Origin of the sequence: Sphingobium tyrosinilyticum, from assembly GCF_042654265.1 — a bacterium.
GTDB classification, from domain to species: Bacteria; Pseudomonadota; Alphaproteobacteria; order Sphingomonadales; family Sphingomonadaceae; genus Sphingobium; species Sphingobium tyrosinilyticum.
The window spans coordinates 43,798-61,172 of sequence record NZ_JBHSFZ010000008.1 but is presented as its reverse complement, the minus strand read 5'-3'; the positions used below and the strand labels follow the sequence as shown (position 1 = coordinate 61,172).

Here is a 17,375-nt window from a genome sequence, read left to right as displayed (position 1 = left end):
ATGGTTTTTTGATGCCTCAAGCGGGCAGGAGCAGATTTTCTTCACTGTTGCAACGCCCCTGTCCTCCGCCTATCTCGCACCTCGCGCACAGGGGCGCGTCATGGGCGCGGCTCATGTTTGAATAAGAAGTGCCAGCCGGCCCTGAAAAGAGGCCGCGGCATGCGCGGATGGATCGAAATCGGATGACCGACGAGGAAGTACTGGCGGAATTCAGGGCAGCAGGAGCGTTGCTGGAGGGACATTTCATTCTTTCCTCCGGCCGCCGTAGCGCCAATTATCTTCAATGCGCGCGCGTATTGATGAACGCTGAGCGCGCGGGCCGCCTAGCGCGAGCCGTTGTGCAGAAGCTGCCCCGAGAATTGCGGCAGGAAATCGACCTGGTGGTTTCGCCCGCCATGGGGGGCCTGATCATCGGTCATGAAGTCGGCCGGGCGCTCGACAAGGATGCCGTGTTCCTTGAGCGGCCCGAAGGCATATTTGAACTTCGCCGTGGTTTCACCATCACTCCGGGACAGAAGGTGCTGATGGTTGAGGATGTGGTCACGACCGGCCTTTCTTCGCGTCAGGCGATAGAAGCGGTTGAAGCGGAAGGCGGCATCGTCATCGCGGAGGCTGCGCTGGTTGACCGGTCTGCGGGTGAAGTCGAGTTGGGCGTACCCTTCTATCCGCTCGTAAGCATCAACTTCCCGGTTTATGAAGCAGAAGAGGTGCCGCCCGAATTGGCGGCCATACCCGCGATCAAGCCAGGAAGCCGGAAGCAATAAGTAGCATGCAGCATCCCCCCGCTCATCTGCGCCTGGGCATCAACATCGATCATGTTGCGACCATCCGAAACGCACGAGGGGGAGAACATCCCGATCCCGTCAAGGCCGCACTGCTGGCGGTGAAGGCCGGTGCCGACGGCATCACGGCACATCTGCGCGAGGACCGGCGTCATATTCGGGACGAGGATATCGTGACGCTGATGGCGGCGCTCACCGTGCCGCTCAATCTGGAAATGGCGGCTACCCAGGAGATGCTGGAGATCGCGCTGAAGCATCGGCCGCACGCAGCGTGCATCGTGCCGGAAAAGCGCGAGGAACGGACGACCGAGGGCGGTCTCGATGCGGCAGGCCAAATCGAAGCGTTAAAGCCGATCGTGCAGGCACTTGGGGACGCAGGAATTCGCGTCAGCCTGTTCATCGAGGCTGATCCAGCGCAGATCGCAGCAGCAATCCGCCTTGGCGCACCAGTCGTGGAGTTTCATACGGGCCGCTATGCCCATGTTTCGGGCACTGAACGGGCGGACGAGTTGCGACGGATCGCCGACGCCGCAGCCCTTGCCGCCAAAAACGGTATTGAGCCGCATGCAGGCCATGGCCTCACCTTCGACAATGTCGGCCCAATCGCCGCCATTCCTCAGGTTGCTGAACTCAACATTGGGCATTTTCTGATCGGCGAGGCGATCTTTGGCGGGTTGGAAGGCAGCATTCGGGAAATGCGGCGGCAGATGGACTTGGTGCGTTGATCATCGGCTTGGGCTCCGACCTCTGCAATATCGAGCGGATCCAGAACTCGCTTGATAGGTTCGGTGCGCGATTCGAGCAGCGTGTCTTCACGGATATAGAGCGCACAAAAGCGAATCGCCGCCCCTTCACCAAGGCTGGAACGCTGGCGAAACGTTTCGCTGCGAAGGAAGCCTTTTCCAAGGCCGTGGGCACCGGCTTCAACCGCGGTGTGTTCATGAAGGATATCGGCGTCGTCAACCGCCCGGGCGGCGCGCCAACGCTGGAGCTGACCGGCGGAGCGCTCGCCCAGCTTCAGTCCATGGTCCCTGCGGGTCACAAGCCCATCATTCACGTCACGCTAACCGATGATCATCCATGGGCACAGGCGTTCGTCATCATCGAGGCCATGCCGCAGTGAAGGCCGCACCCCCTGCATCCGAGAAGCCCAGCATGACGGCAACCGATATGAGCGAGAATGATCCGCTGCCTGCTGAAGAGCCAGCGCCGCCGGTTCAAGCGCGGGCGGACAAGGGCGCAATCGATTGGTGGCATGAGGTGAAGAGCATCGCTCTTCTGATCCTCGCCGTGCTGGCCTTTCACAGCTTTGTGGCCAAGCCCTTCTACATTCCCAGCGAATCCATGATGCCGGTGTTGCTCAAAGGCGACCGGCTGGTGGTGAGCAAATTTCCTTATGGATGGTCCTATGTTTCGCCCAGCTTCCATCCCCTGCCCTTCCTGAAAGGGCGGATTTTCGGCCACCTGCCCGACCGAGGCGATATCGTCATCGTCTCACCGCACAATCGGCGCGAAGACTATATCAAGCGCGTAATCGGACTGCCCGGTGACATTATAGAAGTGCGAGGCGGCCAGGTTGTTCTAAATGGCGTAGCGGTCCCGCAGAAGGCGTTGAGGCCCGTGCGCATCCCCGTTGATGGCAATGCGCCTTGCTCTCCCACCCAGTTCCCAGGTGCGCGCGTCACGGGTGCCGATGGGGAGGACTATTGCCAGTTGCCCGTCCGGCAGGAAATTCTACCGAACGGCAAACGCTACCTCACCATCGACATGGGCCCTAGCGCTCTGGATTGGTATGGGCCGGTGCGCGTGCCGCCGCACCATGTTTTCCTGATGGGCGACAATCGCGACAATAGCGCCGACAGCCGTGCGCCGCTGGAAGAAAATGGCTTGGGCGGCCCGGTTCCATGGGAAGCCATCGGCGGCCGGGCGGAATTCATCACTTTCTCGCTGGATGGCGATTCCACCTGGAACCCGCTCAGCTGGATCCATGGCCTGCGCGGCGGCCGAGCCGGGAACAGCCTGCGACCCGAGAGCGTTCCACCCCCGAAATAACGTGTCTAACAAGGGGCTGGTGATTGAGCGGCAAGCACGTCCATATCGAGGAACCCGGCCCCAGCGAACTTCGCAGCCCCCTCGTCCAGCATGAGATTAAGCGCGCGAGCGTATGGATCGGCATGGCGTTCGCCGCAGGGCTTCTGGTGCTGCTCGCTCAACCGATCATGTTGATCATGGGAGCGCTGGTCCTGACAACGATGATGGATGGCGGGACACGCCTGCTGCGACGCGTCCTGCCCATCGGCAGGGGCTGGCGGCTGATCATCGTGCTGATCGCGGCGCTGCTCTTTCTCGCCTACACATTCTATCTGACGGGATCGAGCCTGGCGCTGCAGGCCCAGGCTATGCGGTCGATCGTCGAAACGCAGATCAACCGGCTTGGCGACTGGATGCAGCAATTGGGCGTCACCGCCACGCCAAACGACTTCAAAAGCCTCGCGAGCCAAGCTTTCAACTCCATCGGCCGCGTGACTGCGGCGGTCAGTACGATGATGGGTGCGGTGACCAGCGGTGTCATGATGCTGGTGCTGGCGATCTTCATAGCGGCCGAGCCCCGGTTGTATGAACGCGGCGTCGCCTGGATGTTGCCAATGGGCAAGCGGCTGAGCTTTTATAATGTGGTCGATAGGATGGGTTGGACCTTGCGCCGGCTGATGTTCGGGCGGCTGATCGGCATGGCGGTCGAGGGCGTGGGCACCTGGTTGCTGCTGCTTGCGGGGGGCGTGCCGATGGCGGGGCTGCTCGGTATCCTGACGGGGCTTTTTGCCTTCCTGCCGAATATCGGGTCGATCATCTCCGGCGTGCTGATCGTCCTGGTGGGATTTTCGGCAGGGACCGATGCCGGGCTATATGCCTTTTTCGTCTATCTGGTGGTGCAGATCGTGGACGGCTACCTGATCGTGCCCATGGTGGCGAAGCGTGCGACCGACCTCGCTCCAGCGCTAGTGCTGGCCGCGCAGATTCTGTTCGGTGCGCTGTTCGGAATATTGGGACTGTTCCTGGCCGACCCCATCGTCGCGATGATCAAAGTGTATCTGGAGGAACGCTCGAAGGCGCAGGAAGACGAGCCCGGCGCGGGCGCTATCGTTGTCGTGGAATAGAAAAGGGCCCGGAAACCGGGCCCTTCCAATGCAGATGATCTGATCAGTTTCCGGGAAGCGGTGGCGGGGTAGCGCCCTGTTGCATCATCTGCTGCATGCGCATGATGTCCGCCTTCGACTTGAAGTCGTGCAGTTGAACATCGAACACCAGCACCGAATTGGCGGGGATCGGGCCAGCGGCCTGCTCACCATAGCCAAGCTGCGGCGGAATCCAGAGACGGTATTTGCCGCCCTTCTTCATCTTCTGCAGCCCTTCGGAGAAGCCAGGCACAACGCCGTCCACCGGCATCGCCGTCTGCGGGTTCTCGTCGAAGACGGTGCCGTCGAGCAGCGTTCCCTTATATCCTACCAAGGCCACATCGGCGGGGGTGGGGCTGGGTCCCGCACCCTCTTCCAGCACCTTATATTGCAGGCCCGATTCGGTCGTGACCACGCCGTCCTCTCCCGCATTATGTGCGAGATAGCTTGCGGGCGAAGCCTCAACTCCGCGCTGCCCGGCCCAGGCCAGTCCGCCAGCGGCGATCGCGACGGCGGCAACGCCGATCCAGAGACGCGTCAGCGACCCCTTGGCGATGGGACGAAGGGGAACAGCGGTCGTGGACATGGACCTAAGCCTCGCAGGTGCGGGAATCAGCAGGGAAGGACGGCCGAACAGCCGCCCCGGACAACGAACGTCTTAACGGACGCCGTCGCGCTCAGCGCGCTTGCGCTCCAGCTTGCGCGCGCGGCGAACCGCAGCCGCCTTTTCGCGGGCGCGCTTTTCCGAAGGCTTTTCGTAGTGACGGCGCAGCTTCATCTCGCGATACACGCCCTCACGCTGCAGCTTCTTCTTGAGCGCGCGCAGGGCCTGGTCGACATTGTTGTCGCGAACGATGATTTGCATAAGCCAGTCAAACTCCAGTCGAAAGCGGGCGGTTCGCCAGGAAACAAACCCCTCCCGACGGGCCTACCGAAAGTAATAGCGATGAGTCGTCGCAGGCCAGCCTGCGCCGTGTGGGGCGCGCCCTACCAGCAGAGTCGGCCTAATTCAACCCTAAAGCCGTTTCGCTCGACAGCGGCGCCGCGACGGCGGATAGTCGCATTACAGGATAAGAGGAGGATCGCCATGGCCACCGCCATTTCCGTATCCAATGCGCCCGCTGCGGAGTGGGAAGCGCGCCAGCAGCTTGCGGCCTGCTACCGCATATTCGACCATATGGGCTGGTCGGAGCTGATCTACAATCACATCACATTGCGCGTGCCGGGCGAAGATAACGCCTTCCTGATCAATCCCTTCGGCCTGCTCTATTCGGAAGTGACCGCGTCCAACCTGGTCAAGATCGACATAGACGGGCATGTGCTGGACGGCAGTCCCTATCCGGTGAACCGAGCCGGTTTTACACAGCACAGCGTCTTTCACCGTCATTTGCCTGACGCCCATTGCGTGATCCACACCCACACGACTGCGGCCATGGCGGTCAGCGCGACCAAGGAAGGATTACGTCCTACCAATTTCTACGCGGCCGCCTTTACCGGGCGAATCGCCTATCACGACTTTGAAGGCATCACGCTGCGGCCTGAAGAAGGGGAAAGGCTGATCGCTGATCTCGGAAACCGACGACTGATGATGCTGCGCAATCATGGCACGCTGGTCATGGCGGACAGCCTGCCCAATGCATTCCTCATGCACTGGATGCTTCAACGCGCTTGCGAAATCCAGGTCGCCACGGGCGCGGCTGGCACACCGCTCGATATCCCTGATGAAGTGATCGCCGTGCATCAGCGCGACATCGGCGGCGTGCAGCTTCCGGTCGGCCCCGGCGTTCCCGACTTTCAGGCGATGGTGCGGCTGATCGACCGCATCGACCCCAGCTGGAAAAGTTGACCCATCGCGCGGTGAAAACGCAGGCGCAATCTAGATCAAGGACAGTGCCCTCAAAAGAACATATCATGAACTTATGTCAGTCCTGTCTACCCGCCACAAGCTCGAGATTCTTGCCGATGCCGCCAAATATGATGCGTCCTGCGCGTCATCGGGCACGAAGAAGCGCGACAGCCTGTCAGGCCGCAAAGGCGGGCTGGGATCGACCGAAGGCATGGGCATATGTCACGCCTATGCTCCGGACGGCCGATGTATCTCACTGCTCAAGATATTGCTCACCAACAGCTGCATATTCGACTGCCATTATTGCATCAATCGTCGGTCCAGCGATGTGCGCCGGGCGCGCTTCACCGTTTGGGAGGTGGTCGATCTGACCCTGAACTTTTACCGCCGCAATTATATTGAGGGGCTGTTTCTATCATCCGGCATCATCCGGTCGCCGGATTACACGATGGAGCAGCTGGTCGGCGTCGCGCGAGCGCTGCGGGAAGAGCATGACTTTCGCGGCTATATCCATTTGAAGACGATCCCGGACGCCGACCCTGAATTGACGCATCAGGCCGGGCTTTATGCCGACCGGCTGTCCATCAATGTCGAATTGCCGACCGAAGAGGGACTGAAACGGCTCGCCCCAGAAAAGGACGAGAAGCGGATCGAAGGCGCGATGAAGGAGTTGCGCACGTCGATCGAGGATATGGGTGACGCGAGAAAACGCTACCGCCATGCACCGCGCTTCGCCCCGGCCGGGCAGTCCACACAGATGATCGTTGGCGCTGACGGCGCGGATGACCGAGCGATCCTCCGGCGGGCGCGCTCCCTCTATGACCGGCACGCCCTGCGTCGGGTCTACTACAGCGCCTTCTCCCCCATCCCGTCCCCCAGCGCCGTCCTGCCGCTCAAACGCCCGCCCCTTCTTCGTGAGCATCGGCTGTATCAATCCGACTGGATGATGCGCTTCTATGGCTTTTCGGTTAGCGACATTGAACAAGCGACCGATCCCGAGACCGGCCATCTGCCGCTCGATATCGATCCCAAACTCGCCTGGGCGTTACGGCACCGGGGTATCTTTCCCATGGATGTGAACCGCGCGCCCCGCGAAATGCTCCTGCGGGTGCCTGGCTTGGGCGTGAAGGCCGTCGATCGCATTTTAGCCAGCCGCCGGCAACGCCGCCTCAGACTGGACGATGTCGCGCGGCTGACCAGTTCGATCGCCAAACTTCGGCCCTTCCTCATCGCGAGCGATTGGCGGCCCCTGCACCTGATCGACAAAGTTGATCTGAAGAGACGGCTGACCCCTCCCCCGACTCAATTCGAGCTTTTTACCTGAACCCTTGCTTTTGCCGTTGATAAGCGCGGCGCTTCATGTTTTCTTGAGCGCAGGAATGGAGGGGATTGCTGGTGGCGACGCTATTCAAAAACGCTTCTGCGCAGAATCATGGCGGCCGCTACGCCAAGCGCATGAGCAGCCATCTCGCGACCGCGCTTGTCGTCTTCTGCCTGCTCCAGATCGGAATCGTCGCGAGGATGGGCGGTTCGCTGCTGCTTCACCTTGCGCTTATCGTCGCGATCGGCGGCTTCGGCGTGGCTGCGCGCAGGCTTGAGCGCAGGTGGGAAATATTGGACGACAGCGGCCTTTCCAGTGCAGGGCTCGACCTCCGTTTTCGCCGCGATGTCGCACAAGTCTGGCTGGCCAGCATCGCCAGCAGTCTGCTCTGGATACCAGTCGCGATCATCTTCCGCTTCCTGTTCGGCTAAACAACGGGACCCAAAGTTCGGCAGCCTTCGTTGTGCCCTCTGTATCTAGAGGAGCACCCCATGGCCAATGCGACAATTTTCGACCGCCTGAAGCAGGATCATGACGTCCACCGCCAACTGTTCGAGCAGATGGCCCAAGCCCAGGACGATCATGAGCGGCTGGAACAGTTGTTCGAGCAGTTTCGGGTAGAAGTCACCGCACATGCCGCGGCGGAGGAAGAAACGCTCTACGCCACGATGCTCGCCCGGCCCGACCTGCGGGAAGATGCACAGCATAGCGTGTCAGAGCATAAGGAAATCGAGGATTATCTCGAAGAATTGCAGGAGCTGGAATTTAACAGCGCTGCATGGCGTGAGACCTTCGACAAGCTGAAGAAGCGCTACCTCCACCATATCGAAGAGGAGGAAGAGGAGATGTTCCCCGACGCCGCAGCGGAACTGACGGACGAAGAGGAACAGAAGCTGGCGGCCGCCTTCGCCAAGCGCAAGCCTGCCGAACTGCAGCGGGCAGAAGCCGCCGATTGAGGCACGTATGTATCAGGCGCTGCTGAGCGGGCCGGACGATTTCGAAGGGTGGCGCACGGCCGCCCGGCGTTTCGCATCGGCCAATGTCCCAGCGCAGGATATCGACTGGCGGGTCGAAGGGCAGGCGGCCTCGCTCCTGTCCTTCGACGAGCCGCCCCCTCCTAACACGGGCGGGGGCTTTTCCGTACCGCGCGCGTTCCTGAACCTCGCCGAGAGTGCGATTCTGCACCGGGACGAGCAACGTTTCGCCCTGCTCTACGAATTGCTGCTGAATGTGCGGCAACAGCCGTCACGAATGGACGATCAAGCTGACCCCTTGATGCGCCGAACAGACAGTCTCGCAAAAGCGGTACGGCGTGACATGCATAAAATGCGCGCGTTCGTGCGCTTTCGCGAGGTGGATGAAGGTGACCGGCCACGCTTCGTCGCTTGGTTCGAACCCGATCATCATATCGTGCGCGCTAATGCCGGCTTCTTTGTAAGGCGCTTCGCGTCGATGCGCTGGTCCATCCTTACGCCCGAGATCAGCATCCATTGGGATGGTGAAATATTGAGCGAGGGTCCGGGGGCGACCCGAGCGGATGCGCCTGCGGGTGATCCGGTCGAGGAAGTATGGAAGAGCTATTATGCGGCAACCTTCAATCCCGCGCGGCTCAAGCAACGCGCGATGCTGTCCGAAATGCCAAAAAAATATTGGCGCAATTTGCCCGAAGCAGCGCTCATCCCCGAACTGGTCGCGGGCGCACAGGCAAGGGAGGCAAGCATGATCGCCACACCACCGAAAGTGCCAGCGCGGCCGGGTAACGTCGCGGTCGCCTGGAACGCGCTGCGCGAGGAGGCGTCGGCCTGCACCCGCTGTCCTTTGTACCGGGACGCGACGCAGACGGTCTTTGGCGAAGGGCCGCTGGACGCGCGGCTCGTCCTGGTCGGCGAGCAGCCGGGAGATCAGGAAGATCTTGCGGGACGCCCCTTCGTCGGTCCGGCAGGACAGTTGCTGGACCGAGCGCTGGAGGAGGCGCGAATTGATCGCGCCAGCGTCTATGTCACCAATGCGGTCAAGCATTTCAAATATGAGCAGCGCGGCAAGCGGCGCATCCATCAGACGCCGGAAACGCCGGAAATTCAGGCCTGCCGCTGGTGGCTCGACCAGGAACTGGACCGTATCCGGCCTCGCATCCTGGTCGCCTTGGGCGCGACAGCTGCGCGAGCGATGCTGGGTAAAGCCGTGACGATCAGCCGCACGCGCGGCGCGCCGATCCCGCTGGACAATGGCGTCGAGGGATGGGTGACGGTTCACCCCAGTTTCCTGCTGCGCGTGCCCGATGAAGCGCGCAAAGCGGCCGAACGGGCGCGCTTTGTCGAGGAGCTGCGCAATATAGGAGAGCGCGTGAGCGCGTTGGATTGACGATCGCTGCTTGACCCAGAACATCGCCCCGGCAACATCGGTGGACTTATCTTGTCGCGCAGGGGAAATCCGTCCGTTCATGTCGATCGCTTATCTCAACGGCCAATTCCTGCCGCTTGCCGACACCCGGGTGTCCGTACTCGACCGCGGCTTCCTGTTCGCGGAGGCTGTCTATGAGGTCACTGCGGTGATCGAGGGCCGCCTGGTCGATAGCGATTCACACATGGCGCGGCTGGAACGATCGGCAACCGCAATCGGCCTTACCCTCCCCCTCTCCTCCGACGCGATCGAGGCGGTTCAGAAAGATCTGGCGAGGCGGAACAAGCTTGATGAAGGTCTGATCTACTTGCAGTTGACGGGCGGCGCTGATGCAGGGCGCGATTTCCTGACATCGACCGCTTTGCAACCGACGCTGTTGATGTTCACGCAGGCGAAGCATTTTCTGGACAGTCCGGCCGCCCGCACGGGGATTGCGGTCGTCACGACGCCAGATCAGCGCTGGTCGCGGCGCGACATCAAGAGCGTGGGCCTGCTCGCCCAAGCGATGGCCAAGCGGATCGCAGCGGAAGCGGGAGCGCAGGAAGCGTGGATGGTGGAGGATGGCTTCATTACCGAAGGCGCATCTTCGACCGCTTTTCTGGTTACCGACGAGGGCATCGTCACCCGCCCTTATTCGCAAGCTGTGCTGGCCGGTTGCACTGGGGCAGCACTTACCGCCCTGGCGCTGGAAAGCGGCATGAGCGTCACATACCGGCCATTTACGGTCGAGGAAACTCTGACGGCTCGCGAGGCTTTCATCACCAGCGCATCGACGCTCTGTCAGGCGGTCGTCCGCATAGATGGCCGGCAGATCGGGGACGGCAGGCCCGGACCTGTCGCGACCCGATTGCGTCAGCTTTATATCGATTTCGCCAGAAGGACGGCTAGCTGAGACTCTTGTGCCAGAAGAAGAGTCCATTTCGGAGATAAATCGGGCTGCGCTTACGCTCGCGCCATTTTGGCGAAAGGCCACACCATTTTGGCGGTAGCGGCGGTCAACTCCTTGCATTTCGTAGCGGCAGCCGAGCATCGGCCGGCAATCCTTCATCACCATGTCCGATATGGAGGAGAGAGCGGGCGCAGCGCCGCGATATTGCGATAAGCTCAGAACAAAGCAGGGACAGGAGTTAACAGGTGGAAATGGATCGGTCCGCAGCGGGCTTAGGCTTGAGGATGGAGGAAAGCTACGGAGTAAAGGATCAAAGGGCCGGCCTGCTGATCCTGGCAGACGATATTTTCCTCGATGATGTTGAAGGTCTGGCGCCCGCCGCGCAGTTCCGGCTGCTGGACAGCGTAGGGTTGGAGCAGGCGTCCTTGCGGCTGGACATGCAGATCGGCTGCGACGTGATCCTGCTCTTTTGCGCGCAACCCTCGCCCATGCTCGAGCGACTGCTGGTGCAGGTCGAGACGTTGGCGGTGCAGAATGATGTGCCGGTCATCATGGTCACGGGCATCGACACGATCGATCTCGCCTTCGCCTGCATCCGGAGCGAACGAACGCAATTGCTTTGTACGCCTGATCATGCCGACCTGGCTGCCGCGCTGCTGACGGCTGGAAGCGCAACGCCGCAGCGCACGGTTCATGAGGTCAATCAGGAAAGCGAGGGCGTCCGCCTGCAGCAGTTAAGCGAAGAAGTCAGCCGTCTCGCCCGCACTCTGGAGGCTCTGACGTCCCGCCCGCGCCATGCCACGCCCTCCTTCGCGTTGGGCCCGCGCATATCGGACCGCGCCAGCGATTATATCGGCATGCCGGCGGTAGAGCCCATGGGCAGCAACCAGCCTGCAACGGATGCCTCGCCGCTTAGCGCCGCGCAGGTGAGAGATTTGTTGCGGGCGCGGCGGCTGCGCGAGGAGTTCCTGCCTGGCGACTTGTTCGCCGATCCAGCTTGGGACATGCTGCTCGACCTGCTGGCTGCGCGGCTGGAGCAAGAGCGGGTTTCCGTGTCCAGCCTGTGCATCGCCTCTGCCGTGCCGCCGACCACCGCGCTGCGCTGGATTCGCACATTGACCGACAAGGGCATTGTCCAGCGCCAGGCCGACCCGCACGATGGCCGCCGCGTCTTCATTGCCCTGGCCGACGAGACCGTCGAGGCGCTGACCCGCTGGTTCATGGCGAGCCGCCGCTTCCTGTGCGCGTGACGCGATCGTCATCAAGGCTTGACCCGCGCGCCGATTAGCCTAGATAGGCGCGCTCCGGCTGCACCAGGCAGGGCGCGGCATAGGGCGATTAGCTCAGTTGGTAGAGCGTCTCGTTTACACGGAAATTCTGCGTTCGATCTATCGCCTTGTGTTTAGGCGCTTTTTTTCGTCTCCCTCGCAACCACTTCGGGAATAGTTCGGGACTCCGAAGCCTCCAGCGCCTTGCGCACGTCATCATCGAACGCATGGGCATAGCGCAACGTGGTGCGGATATTCTTGTGCGCCAGGGCTTTCTGCGCGGCGGCCAAGTTGCCGGTCTGGCGCAGGATGCGCGTCCCGCGCGTGTGGCGCAGATCGTGAAAGCGGAAATTCTCGATCTTGGCGGCAGTGAGAGCCTCGCTCCAGACCTTCCGCCAGCCATCCTTGGAAATCGGATATCGCTGCCCCTTGCGGCGCTTCTGGCGGCTCTGCTGGCATTCATAGGTAAAGACCTGTGGGCATGCCTGCGGCTGCGTCGCAATGAGGACAATCATGTCCGTGGTGAGCGGGCGCTTGATGCGGTTACCGCCCTTTACTGTTCGCCATGCCACCTTGGCGGGCAGATCTAGGTCAGACCACAGGAGGGTCCGAACTTCCGAAACGCGCCAGCCTGACAGGAGGGAGAACTTCACAAAAGGCTGGTAATCCTCGCGGATGGTCGAGAGCAGCCGGTCTTCCTCGTCGAACTGTAGTTCGCGCGGGTCATGCTCCTTCACTGCGTAGCGCATCGCGCCCCAGTCTGGCATTTCGCCGACGTCATAGCGCGCCCGTTCGGTCGCGCGCCAGAAAGCGCGGGCAACGTCGATCTCTCGATTTACGCTGGAGCCTTCGACCAGCGCGGCGCGCTGCCGGAAGTAAGCGCCGACGTCCGTATGATCGACGTCGGACATGAATGTGCGGGGGCCGATGGCATTGACGAAATTGTCCAGCCAAGTCTCAGACGATGCGCTCCAGCGCGCCTCTTTGCGCAGCTTAGTCTCATACAGCCCCGCGGCCTCATCCATCGTGATCGGCTTGCGATTTTTGATGTCGAGCGCCGCCTCTGCCCGCTTGCGCGCCTCTACCCTTTCCGCTTCGCGCTTCGTTTTCTGGCCCGTCGAGCCGTGAAATCGCCGACCACGATGTTGGAAGTCGAAGAGGTAGATGGTCGAGTTTTTCGGCTTGTAGACGGACATTGATGATCCTCGCGGACACGGGCCGCCACATATGCGTCGCAATCTTCCGGGCGGTAACGAATCTTGCGCTCTGTGATGGCGACATAACGAATATGACCTTGCTGACGAATGCGGCGCAAGGTCTTGTCGCTGACATGAAGCCGCTGCGCCGCCTCCGCTGGGGTCAACAGGACAGGAGCACTCATGCCGCCAGTTTCCGAGTGCCGCGCGGCGGCTGCGCGCCGACGATCTTGAGGGCGGTGGCGATCAGTACGAAAGTCAGGGGACCGAAGCGTCGCGACTGCGCTTGCCACTCACGAACCTCATCGGGAGAGCGGGTGGTCAAAACCAGCGCGTCGCCAGCTGGGAAGCGCTGTCCCATGCAGGCCCCGTCATCCACGATCACCGAAACGCCGTGGAATCTAGCGAGCGTCGAGGCGTTGGTGGTTTTTCCCGATCCCGGGGGGCCGTGAATTACAACTATGGTCAACGCTTTTCTCCCTTGGCGCTGCCGAGGGCGCCGGCGATGATGAAGGGGATCGCCAGCAGGGCGGCGATGATGAGGAGGGCTTTGGCAAGGCCTCTGATCATGATCTGTCTCCGGTGATGCGGTCAGCGATGGCGCTGGGCGAATTGGTGGAGAGGACGCGGCGCGCTTCGAGGCAGTTGGCCGACCAGGCGCGGATCTGGCCTGCTGCCCATGTCTGGCTGATCGCGTCACGAAGGGGCTTGGGCACCTGAAACCAGTGCGGCCTGCACATTAGGATTCCGCGACGGACCGGGACATCACATCCCGGTGCATCGCACGTCCGCATGGGACGGTTCTTCCGCGCTGGCATCACTCCATCCCCAGCGCGGAAAGGTAGGTTTCGAGGATGGCGCTCATTTCCTGACGATCATGCTGCGGCAGCTTCCGCAGACGGATGACCTCGCGCATGATCTTGGTGTCATAGCCGTTGGCTTTCGCTTCTAGGTAGACGTCGGCAATATCGTCGGCGATGCCCTTCTTCTCTTCCTCCAGGCGCTCGACGCGCTCGATCAGCAGGCGGAGTTGTTCAGCAGCGACATTTCCTTCAGACATGGATTTTCCTTCAGTTCGTGATGATGGCCGCGATTTGCGGGCCGAGAATTGCGAGGGCGAGGCCGGCGACGATCGCGCCGGCGGCGAAGAGGGCGCGGGTGCGCATAGAGGCTTCAGCGAAGCGTTCGGCCACGGTGCGACAGCGGTCGCAGCGGCAGGTCGCCGCGTGGATGGTGTCGGCGCGCCGCATCAGCCGATTTCCTTCGACCGCTCCAGCTGCTCGCAGCGGGTGCAGACATCGGAATCAGCTTTCGACCAGGTGACGTCATCACCGTTCGTGTCGTATTGCGTGGTCCACTGATCCCAACCACAGGCAAGGCAGATGCGGGGGTGCTGGTCGGGCGGCGTGTCGCAAAGCTGGCGATAGACGTCGACATTGAAGCTGTAGGCGCGCGACATGTCGGCGCTGAAGAAATGCTGCTGCATCCGGTAGCCGACCCTCTCCAGCTCCGCGATATTACGTTCGACGTCGGCCTGGTGTTCGGGCCGCTTCCAGTAGTGGGCCGCCGCCTGGGCGATGGTGACGCCGGCGGCCTTGCGCCGCATGCGGACATAGTCCCAGGGCATGACGACGGGCCGGGCCGGCTTGTCTTCGTCCAGCATGGCGAGGAGAGAGGGAACGCTACGCATGGTGGTCCTTTCGCTGTCAGGATTTCTTGGCGGTGGCCCGCGATGGATCGTGGAAGATCCAGCAGCGGACAGAGCCGATGTCGTTTCGGGAATTGACGGTCGCCTGCTCGATGAAGCGGCGCGCCTTGGAGGTTTTGAGCGCACGGATCATTTCCGTGTGGCTGGGCAGCTGCAGGCGCTTCTCGGCGCAGCGAGCCTCCATTTCGTTGAGGCGGACCGCGATCAGGCCTTCTTCCCACCGGCGATGGTGGTTGATGTGGCCGGTTGCCGCCTTGGGATCCTCATTCTCTTCGAGATAGTCGAAGCGCTCCCAGAACAGGCTGACGATCGGGTCTTCGCTGTTCACGGCCAGCTGTCGGTCGCTTGCCATCTGGACGATGAAGCGTGCGGTCTCGGCCTGCTGCTGATCGGACAGCGGTACCACGGCGCGGATCGCGTCGAGGAAGGCGAGCAGCTGGCCGTGAGTCTTGGCGAGGCGGTTCGTGCGTATTGCCGGTAGCGCCAGCAATTCGCCTTCATATTGCGCGAACGCCTGGCGGAAGCGGCCCATGATATCCTGCTCGCGGCGCGCGGCGTGGACGATGAAGCCGGAGATCTTCTCCACCGGCCACTGCTCAAGCCGCTCGGCCGCCGCCTTCGTCTCGTTGGTGAAGTTCGCCATGTCGAAGCCGAGCGACATGATGCGCTCCAGCACAGCGCGGCTCGCGTTGACGGGCTCGTTCTGCTCGATGACGACAGCGCCCCGGAAAGGCGGCTCAAACGTCTCCATGCCGCCATTCTTGACGCCACGCGAACGGACGGTGCGGCCGTTATAGGCCGTCTTCAGTTCCTCCCACTCGAACTTGCGGGCGTGGCTGGCTTCCTCGCGGCGGTCGCCCTCGATCAGCACGACGGGCAGGTTGCCGACCTTGCCGAGGTTCCGCGCCATGGCCGCTGGCGTCGCCTTGGCAGGGTCGAAGCCTTCATAATTCTCGCGGCCGAGCAGCTTCCACAGAAACTCGATCAGCGTCGTCTTGCCGGTGCCGGGCAGGCCGTGCATTTCGAGGAAGGGGAAGGATTTCATTTCGCCGCGGACTTGCTCTGCGAAGAGCGAGGCGAAGTAGAAGGTCAGGCAGGTGATGCCCTTCGCGCCATAGGCGGTCCACAGATCCGGCAACCAGCTGGTGTCCAGCTGATCGGGATCATAGTCGATATCGAGCAGCCGCTCGGACGTGCCGAGTTTCAGCGCCTGCTTTCCGATCTGGAAAAACTCGTTGTCGTTGGGCTTGTAGACCCGCCCGCCGGCGACGGCATATTGGCCGAAGACATAGGCCTGCGCATCGCGGCAGTAGCCGGTGAAGCCGAGCGGGCGGACGTCGGGCAGATCGGGGGTCTGCTGCTGCAGGATGCGTGTCAGCTGGTGAGCGCTGCCGGTCCAGACGCCGCCGAAGGCGAACAGCCGGTCCTCGAAATTGGAGGCCTTGCGCAGCTGGGCGGCGGTGAAGTCGCCCTTCACCGATGGCCGCTTGCCGCTGGGGAAGGAAATGTTGAGGAAGAACTTGGTTTCGTCGGTCGCCTCGTCCCGCTGCCGATAGAGGACGCGGAATGCGCAGTTGGCGATTTCCTCGACCATCAGTGCCTCGCGGGAGGCCTTGGCGCGGATTTCCGCCTCCGCGTTCGGGTCGATATCGTCCAGCTTGCGCGTGCAGCTTTTGCGATATTCCTCGATCTTCTCCTGCACCACGGCGACATCGATCGCGCACCAATAGGTCCGATTCCCGAAGGTGAAGTGGAAGCTGTTCCAGCGATGCTTTTCCCAGATCAGGAAAGCCTTTTCCTGCGCGTTCGCAGCCAGCAGCACCTTGCCGAACCACAGATATTCGCCGCGATGCTCAGCCGTTAGCCGCTCGAGCCCCAGCAGATCGTTCCAGTCCAGGATCTTGCCGGTGTCGTCCTCGCCGCAAGGCTGCGCGGCGGTGGCCTTCCATCCCTGATCGATCGCCAGTTTCACATGAGCGCGGCTCGCGCTGGTTCCTGCGCCGCCGCCGTCATAGGCAAAGACCAGCCTGGGCGAGCGGGTGGGCTTGTCTGACGTTGCGATGTAGCCGCGAAGCTGTTTCAGGAACTCTTCGGGATAGTTGTTGCACGACATGGCGGACACGGCGCGCTGCCCTGCCTGCTCCAGCGCCCAAGCATTGAAGATGCCCTCGGCAATCCAGATGCTTTCGGCATTGGCCATGTCCTCGATCGACACGTCGGGCCGCTGCCACGCCTGCCCTTTATACGATTTGCCGTATGCAAAATTAGCCTTCTTCTCGAAGCGACCAGGCTGGTCGATCAGCCGTTCCCACCAGCTGCCGCCGGGAAGCGGGAATCGCACGGTGGCGGAGCCGATGCCGCGCTTCTGATCCTGAAACCATTCCTGCGTATAGGCCTCGCGCATCCCCATCAGGTTCAGCTTGCGGGCATCGGTCAGATAGGCGTCGGCCGCCGCGTGAGGATTCTCGCGCGTCTTCTGATAGCGGTTCGACCAGGTGTCGAAGATTTCGGGATAGCGATCGCGGACGGTTTCTTCCCATCCGCATTTTTCCTGCCGGTTGCACTTGAGCATCCAAGGGCTCTCGGCGTTGGTGTAGACCTCATAGGCCCCGCAGTCCGGGCACTTGCCACGGCGCAGCCATGAGCCCTTGTCGGTCTTCCATTGGAAATCGGCTTTGAGCCTGGGCATCAATTCGCGGCGGATATCGTCACGCATGGACATGGCAGAAACGGTGCTTTCAAAGGCAATGAGGGGGCTTTCCCGGCGGCGGGGTCCGCCGGGTGCATTTCGT

22 protein-coding genes and 1 tRNA gene are annotated in these 17,375 nt (G+C 61.8%); 13 read left to right on the top strand and 10 right to left on the bottom strand.

The annotated features are described in order from the left end of the window. The first annotated feature begins 182 nt into the window (after positions 1 to 182). Genes pyrE through ACFO3E_RS06215 form a run of 5 tightly spaced genes read left to right on the top strand, consistent with a single transcriptional unit; the run spans position 183 to position 3,937 of the window. Positions 183 to 764: an orotate phosphoribosyltransferase gene (gene pyrE, locus ACFO3E_RS06235; RefSeq protein WP_066529015.1), complete on the top strand. Its 582-nt coding sequence runs from the start codon at positions 183 to 185 to the stop codon at positions 762 to 764. A 5-nt stretch (positions 765 to 769) separates the two neighbouring features. Next, a complete protein-coding gene (locus ACFO3E_RS06230; RefSeq protein WP_066526312.1) occupies positions 770 to 1,507 on the top strand; it encodes a pyridoxine 5'-phosphate synthase in 738 nt (245 codons plus the stop codon). Then, the gene (gene acpS / locus ACFO3E_RS06225; protein WP_066526311.1) at positions 1,504 to 1,905 is read left to right on the top strand and encodes a holo-ACP synthase; all 402 of its coding nucleotides are present in this window, start codon (positions 1,504 to 1,506) and stop codon (positions 1,903 to 1,905) included. Before ACFO3E_RS06230 ends, acpS begins: the two co-directional genes overlap by 4 nt. Before the next feature lie 32 nt (positions 1,906 to 1,937). Then, the gene (lepB, locus tag ACFO3E_RS06220) at positions 1,938 to 2,834 is read left to right on the top strand and encodes a signal peptidase I (RefSeq protein WP_066529012.1); all 897 of its coding nucleotides are present in this window, start codon (positions 1,938 to 1,940) and stop codon (positions 2,832 to 2,834) included. Positions 2,835 to 2,857: 23 nt separating this feature from the next. Further along, the gene (locus ACFO3E_RS06215) at positions 2,858 to 3,937 is read left to right on the top strand and encodes an AI-2E family transporter (RefSeq protein WP_066526310.1); all 1,080 of its coding nucleotides are present in this window, start codon (positions 2,858 to 2,860) and stop codon (positions 3,935 to 3,937) included. Positions 3,938 to 3,980: 43 nt separating this feature from the next. Here ACFO3E_RS06215 and ACFO3E_RS06210 read toward each other — a convergent pair whose 3' ends face one another. Both ACFO3E_RS06210 and rpsU read right to left on the bottom strand, forming a co-directional pair. Next, complete coding sequence (locus ACFO3E_RS06210) at positions 3,981 to 4,541, bottom strand: FKBP-type peptidyl-prolyl cis-trans isomerase (RefSeq protein ID WP_066526309.1); 561 nt, start codon at positions 4,539 to 4,541, stop codon at positions 3,981 to 3,983. Between the two features lie 72 nt (positions 4,542 to 4,613). Beyond that, the gene (rpsU, locus tag ACFO3E_RS06205; protein WP_004208618.1) at positions 4,614 to 4,820 is read right to left on the bottom strand and encodes a 30S ribosomal protein S21; all 207 of its coding nucleotides are present in this window, start codon (positions 4,818 to 4,820) and stop codon (positions 4,614 to 4,616) included. Positions 4,821 to 5,042: 222 nt separating this feature from the next. Here rpsU and ACFO3E_RS06200 point away from each other — a divergent pair, with 222 nt between their 5' ends. The 8 genes from ACFO3E_RS06200 (at position 5,043) to ACFO3E_RS06165 (ending at position 11,809) form a co-directional block, all read left to right on the top strand. After that, a complete protein-coding gene (locus ACFO3E_RS06200) occupies positions 5,043 to 5,801 on the top strand; it encodes a class II aldolase/adducin family protein (RefSeq protein ID WP_066526307.1) in 759 nt (252 codons plus the stop codon). 73 nt (positions 5,802 to 5,874) lie between these two features. Further along, entirely contained in the window at positions 5,875 to 7,125 is a 1,251-nt protein-coding gene (locus ACFO3E_RS06195; protein WP_066526305.1) for a putative DNA modification/repair radical SAM protein, read from the top strand. Between the two features lie 71 nt (positions 7,126 to 7,196). Next, positions 7,197 to 7,553 (top strand): hypothetical protein, encoded by a 357-nt coding sequence (locus tag ACFO3E_RS06190; RefSeq protein ID WP_066529004.1) that lies wholly within the window; start codon positions 7,197 to 7,199, stop codon positions 7,551 to 7,553. 60 nt (positions 7,554 to 7,613) lie between these two features. Then, a complete protein-coding gene (locus ACFO3E_RS06185) occupies positions 7,614 to 8,078 on the top strand; it encodes a hemerythrin domain-containing protein (protein ID WP_066526302.1) in 465 nt (154 codons plus the stop codon). Positions 8,079 to 8,085: 7 nt separating this feature from the next. Continuing rightward, positions 8,086 to 9,483, top strand: coding sequence for a UdgX family uracil-DNA binding protein (locus ACFO3E_RS06180; RefSeq protein ID WP_380803247.1), 1,398 nt, complete (start codon positions 8,086 to 8,088; stop codon positions 9,481 to 9,483). Positions 9,484 to 9,562: 79 nt separating this feature from the next. Continuing rightward, a complete protein-coding gene (locus ACFO3E_RS06175; protein WP_066526298.1) occupies positions 9,563 to 10,414 on the top strand; it encodes a D-amino-acid transaminase in 852 nt (283 codons plus the stop codon). A 248-nt stretch (positions 10,415 to 10,662) separates the two neighbouring features. After that, on the top strand, positions 10,663 to 11,661 hold the full coding sequence (locus ACFO3E_RS06170) for a helix-turn-helix domain-containing protein (protein WP_197486338.1): 999 nt from the start codon (positions 10,663 to 10,665) through the stop codon (positions 11,659 to 11,661). A gap of 82 nt (positions 11,662 to 11,743) precedes the next feature. After that, positions 11,744 to 11,809 (top strand) — tRNA-OTHER (locus tag ACFO3E_RS06165). A gap of 4 nt (positions 11,810 to 11,813) precedes the next feature. Here the strand turns inward: ACFO3E_RS06165 and ACFO3E_RS06160 are convergent. The 8 genes from ACFO3E_RS06160 to ACFO3E_RS06125 form a co-directional block, all read right to left on the bottom strand. After that, entirely contained in the window at positions 11,814 to 12,875 is a 1,062-nt protein-coding gene (locus tag ACFO3E_RS06160) for a tyrosine-type recombinase/integrase (protein ID WP_380803245.1), read from the bottom strand. After that, on the bottom strand, positions 12,761 to 13,060 hold the full coding sequence (locus ACFO3E_RS06155) for a helix-turn-helix domain-containing protein (protein ID WP_380803243.1): 300 nt from the start codon (positions 13,058 to 13,060) through the stop codon (positions 12,761 to 12,763). Before ACFO3E_RS06155 ends, ACFO3E_RS06160 begins: the two co-directional genes overlap by 115 nt. Further along, positions 13,057 to 13,344 (bottom strand): AAA family ATPase, encoded by a 288-nt coding sequence (locus ACFO3E_RS06150; protein ID WP_380803240.1) that lies wholly within the window; start codon positions 13,342 to 13,344, stop codon positions 13,057 to 13,059. The genes ACFO3E_RS06155 and ACFO3E_RS06150 overlap by 4 nt, the downstream gene beginning before the upstream one ends. Before the next feature lie 97 nt (positions 13,345 to 13,441). Then, positions 13,442 to 13,615 carry a hypothetical protein gene (locus ACFO3E_RS06145; RefSeq protein ID WP_380803239.1) on the bottom strand — a complete coding sequence of 58 codons (174 nt, stop codon included), beginning with the start codon at positions 13,613 to 13,615 and terminating at the stop codon, positions 13,442 to 13,444. 77 nt (positions 13,616 to 13,692) lie between these two features. Further along, positions 13,693 to 13,935 carry a DUF2312 domain-containing protein gene (locus tag ACFO3E_RS06140; RefSeq protein WP_380803237.1) on the bottom strand — a complete coding sequence of 81 codons (243 nt, stop codon included), beginning with the start codon at positions 13,933 to 13,935 and terminating at the stop codon, positions 13,693 to 13,695. 10 nt (positions 13,936 to 13,945) lie between these two features. Next, positions 13,946 to 14,125, bottom strand: a complete 180-nt coding sequence (locus ACFO3E_RS06135; RefSeq protein ID WP_380803234.1) for a hypothetical protein — start codon at positions 14,123 to 14,125, stop codon at positions 13,946 to 13,948. Continuing rightward, entirely contained in the window at positions 14,125 to 14,538 is a 414-nt protein-coding gene (locus tag ACFO3E_RS06130) for a hypothetical protein (RefSeq protein WP_380803232.1), read from the bottom strand. The genes ACFO3E_RS06135 and ACFO3E_RS06130 overlap by 1 nt, the downstream gene beginning before the upstream one ends. 43 nt (positions 14,539 to 14,581) lie before the next feature. After that, positions 14,582 to 17,305, bottom strand: coding sequence for a toprim domain-containing protein (locus ACFO3E_RS06125; RefSeq protein WP_380803229.1), 2,724 nt, complete (start codon positions 17,303 to 17,305; stop codon positions 14,582 to 14,584). Positions 17,306 to 17,375 lie beyond the last annotated feature (70 nt).

Excerpts from the sequence above, each read along its gene's own strand:
- pyrE (WP_066529015.1), top strand. The coding sequence starts at position 183 with ATGACCGACGAGGAAGTACTGGCGGAATTCAGGGCAGCAGGAGCGTTG.
- ACFO3E_RS06230 (WP_066526312.1), top strand. The coding sequence starts at position 770 with ATGCAGCATCCCCCCGCTCATCTGCGCCTGGGCATCAACATCGATCAT.
- lepB (WP_066529012.1), top strand. The coding sequence starts at position 1,938 with ATGACGGCAACCGATATGAGCGAGAATGATCCGCTGCCTGCTGAAGAG.
- ACFO3E_RS06210 (WP_066526309.1), bottom strand. The coding sequence starts at position 4,541 with ATGTCCACGACCGCTGTTCCCCTTCGTCCCATCGCCAAGGGGTCGCTG.
- rpsU (WP_004208618.1), bottom strand. The coding sequence starts at position 4,820 with ATGCAAATCATCGTTCGCGACAACAATGTCGACCAGGCCCTGCGCGCG.
- ACFO3E_RS06200 (WP_066526307.1), top strand. The coding sequence starts at position 5,043 with ATGGCCACCGCCATTTCCGTATCCAATGCGCCCGCTGCGGAGTGGGAA.
- ACFO3E_RS06195 (WP_066526305.1), top strand. The coding sequence starts at position 5,875 with ATGTCAGTCCTGTCTACCCGCCACAAGCTCGAGATTCTTGCCGATGCC.
- ACFO3E_RS06185 (WP_066526302.1), top strand. The coding sequence starts at position 7,614 with ATGGCCAATGCGACAATTTTCGACCGCCTGAAGCAGGATCATGACGTC.
- ACFO3E_RS06180 (WP_380803247.1), top strand. The coding sequence starts at position 8,086 with ATGTATCAGGCGCTGCTGAGCGGGCCGGACGATTTCGAAGGGTGGCGC.
- ACFO3E_RS06175 (WP_066526298.1), top strand. The coding sequence starts at position 9,563 with ATGTCGATCGCTTATCTCAACGGCCAATTCCTGCCGCTTGCCGACACC.
- ACFO3E_RS06170 (WP_197486338.1), top strand. The coding sequence starts at position 10,663 with ATGGATCGGTCCGCAGCGGGCTTAGGCTTGAGGATGGAGGAAAGCTAC.
- ACFO3E_RS06160 (WP_380803245.1), bottom strand. The coding sequence starts at position 12,875 with ATGTCCGTCTACAAGCCGAAAAACTCGACCATCTACCTCTTCGACTTC.
- ACFO3E_RS06155 (WP_380803243.1), bottom strand. The coding sequence starts at position 13,060 with ATGAGTGCTCCTGTCCTGTTGACCCCAGCGGAGGCGGCGCAGCGGCTT.
- ACFO3E_RS06145 (WP_380803239.1), bottom strand. The coding sequence starts at position 13,615 with ATGTGCAGGCCGCACTGGTTTCAGGTGCCCAAGCCCCTTCGTGACGCG.
- ACFO3E_RS06140 (WP_380803237.1), bottom strand. The coding sequence starts at position 13,935 with ATGTCTGAAGGAAATGTCGCTGCTGAACAACTCCGCCTGCTGATCGAG.
- ACFO3E_RS06135 (WP_380803234.1), bottom strand. The coding sequence starts at position 14,125 with ATGCGGCGCGCCGACACCATCCACGCGGCGACCTGCCGCTGCGACCGC.
- ACFO3E_RS06130 (WP_380803232.1), bottom strand. The coding sequence starts at position 14,538 with ATGCTGGACGAAGACAAGCCGGCCCGGCCCGTCGTCATGCCCTGGGAC.
- ACFO3E_RS06125 (WP_380803229.1), bottom strand. The coding sequence starts at position 17,305 with ATGTCCATGCGTGACGATATCCGCCGCGAATTGATGCCCAGGCTCAAA.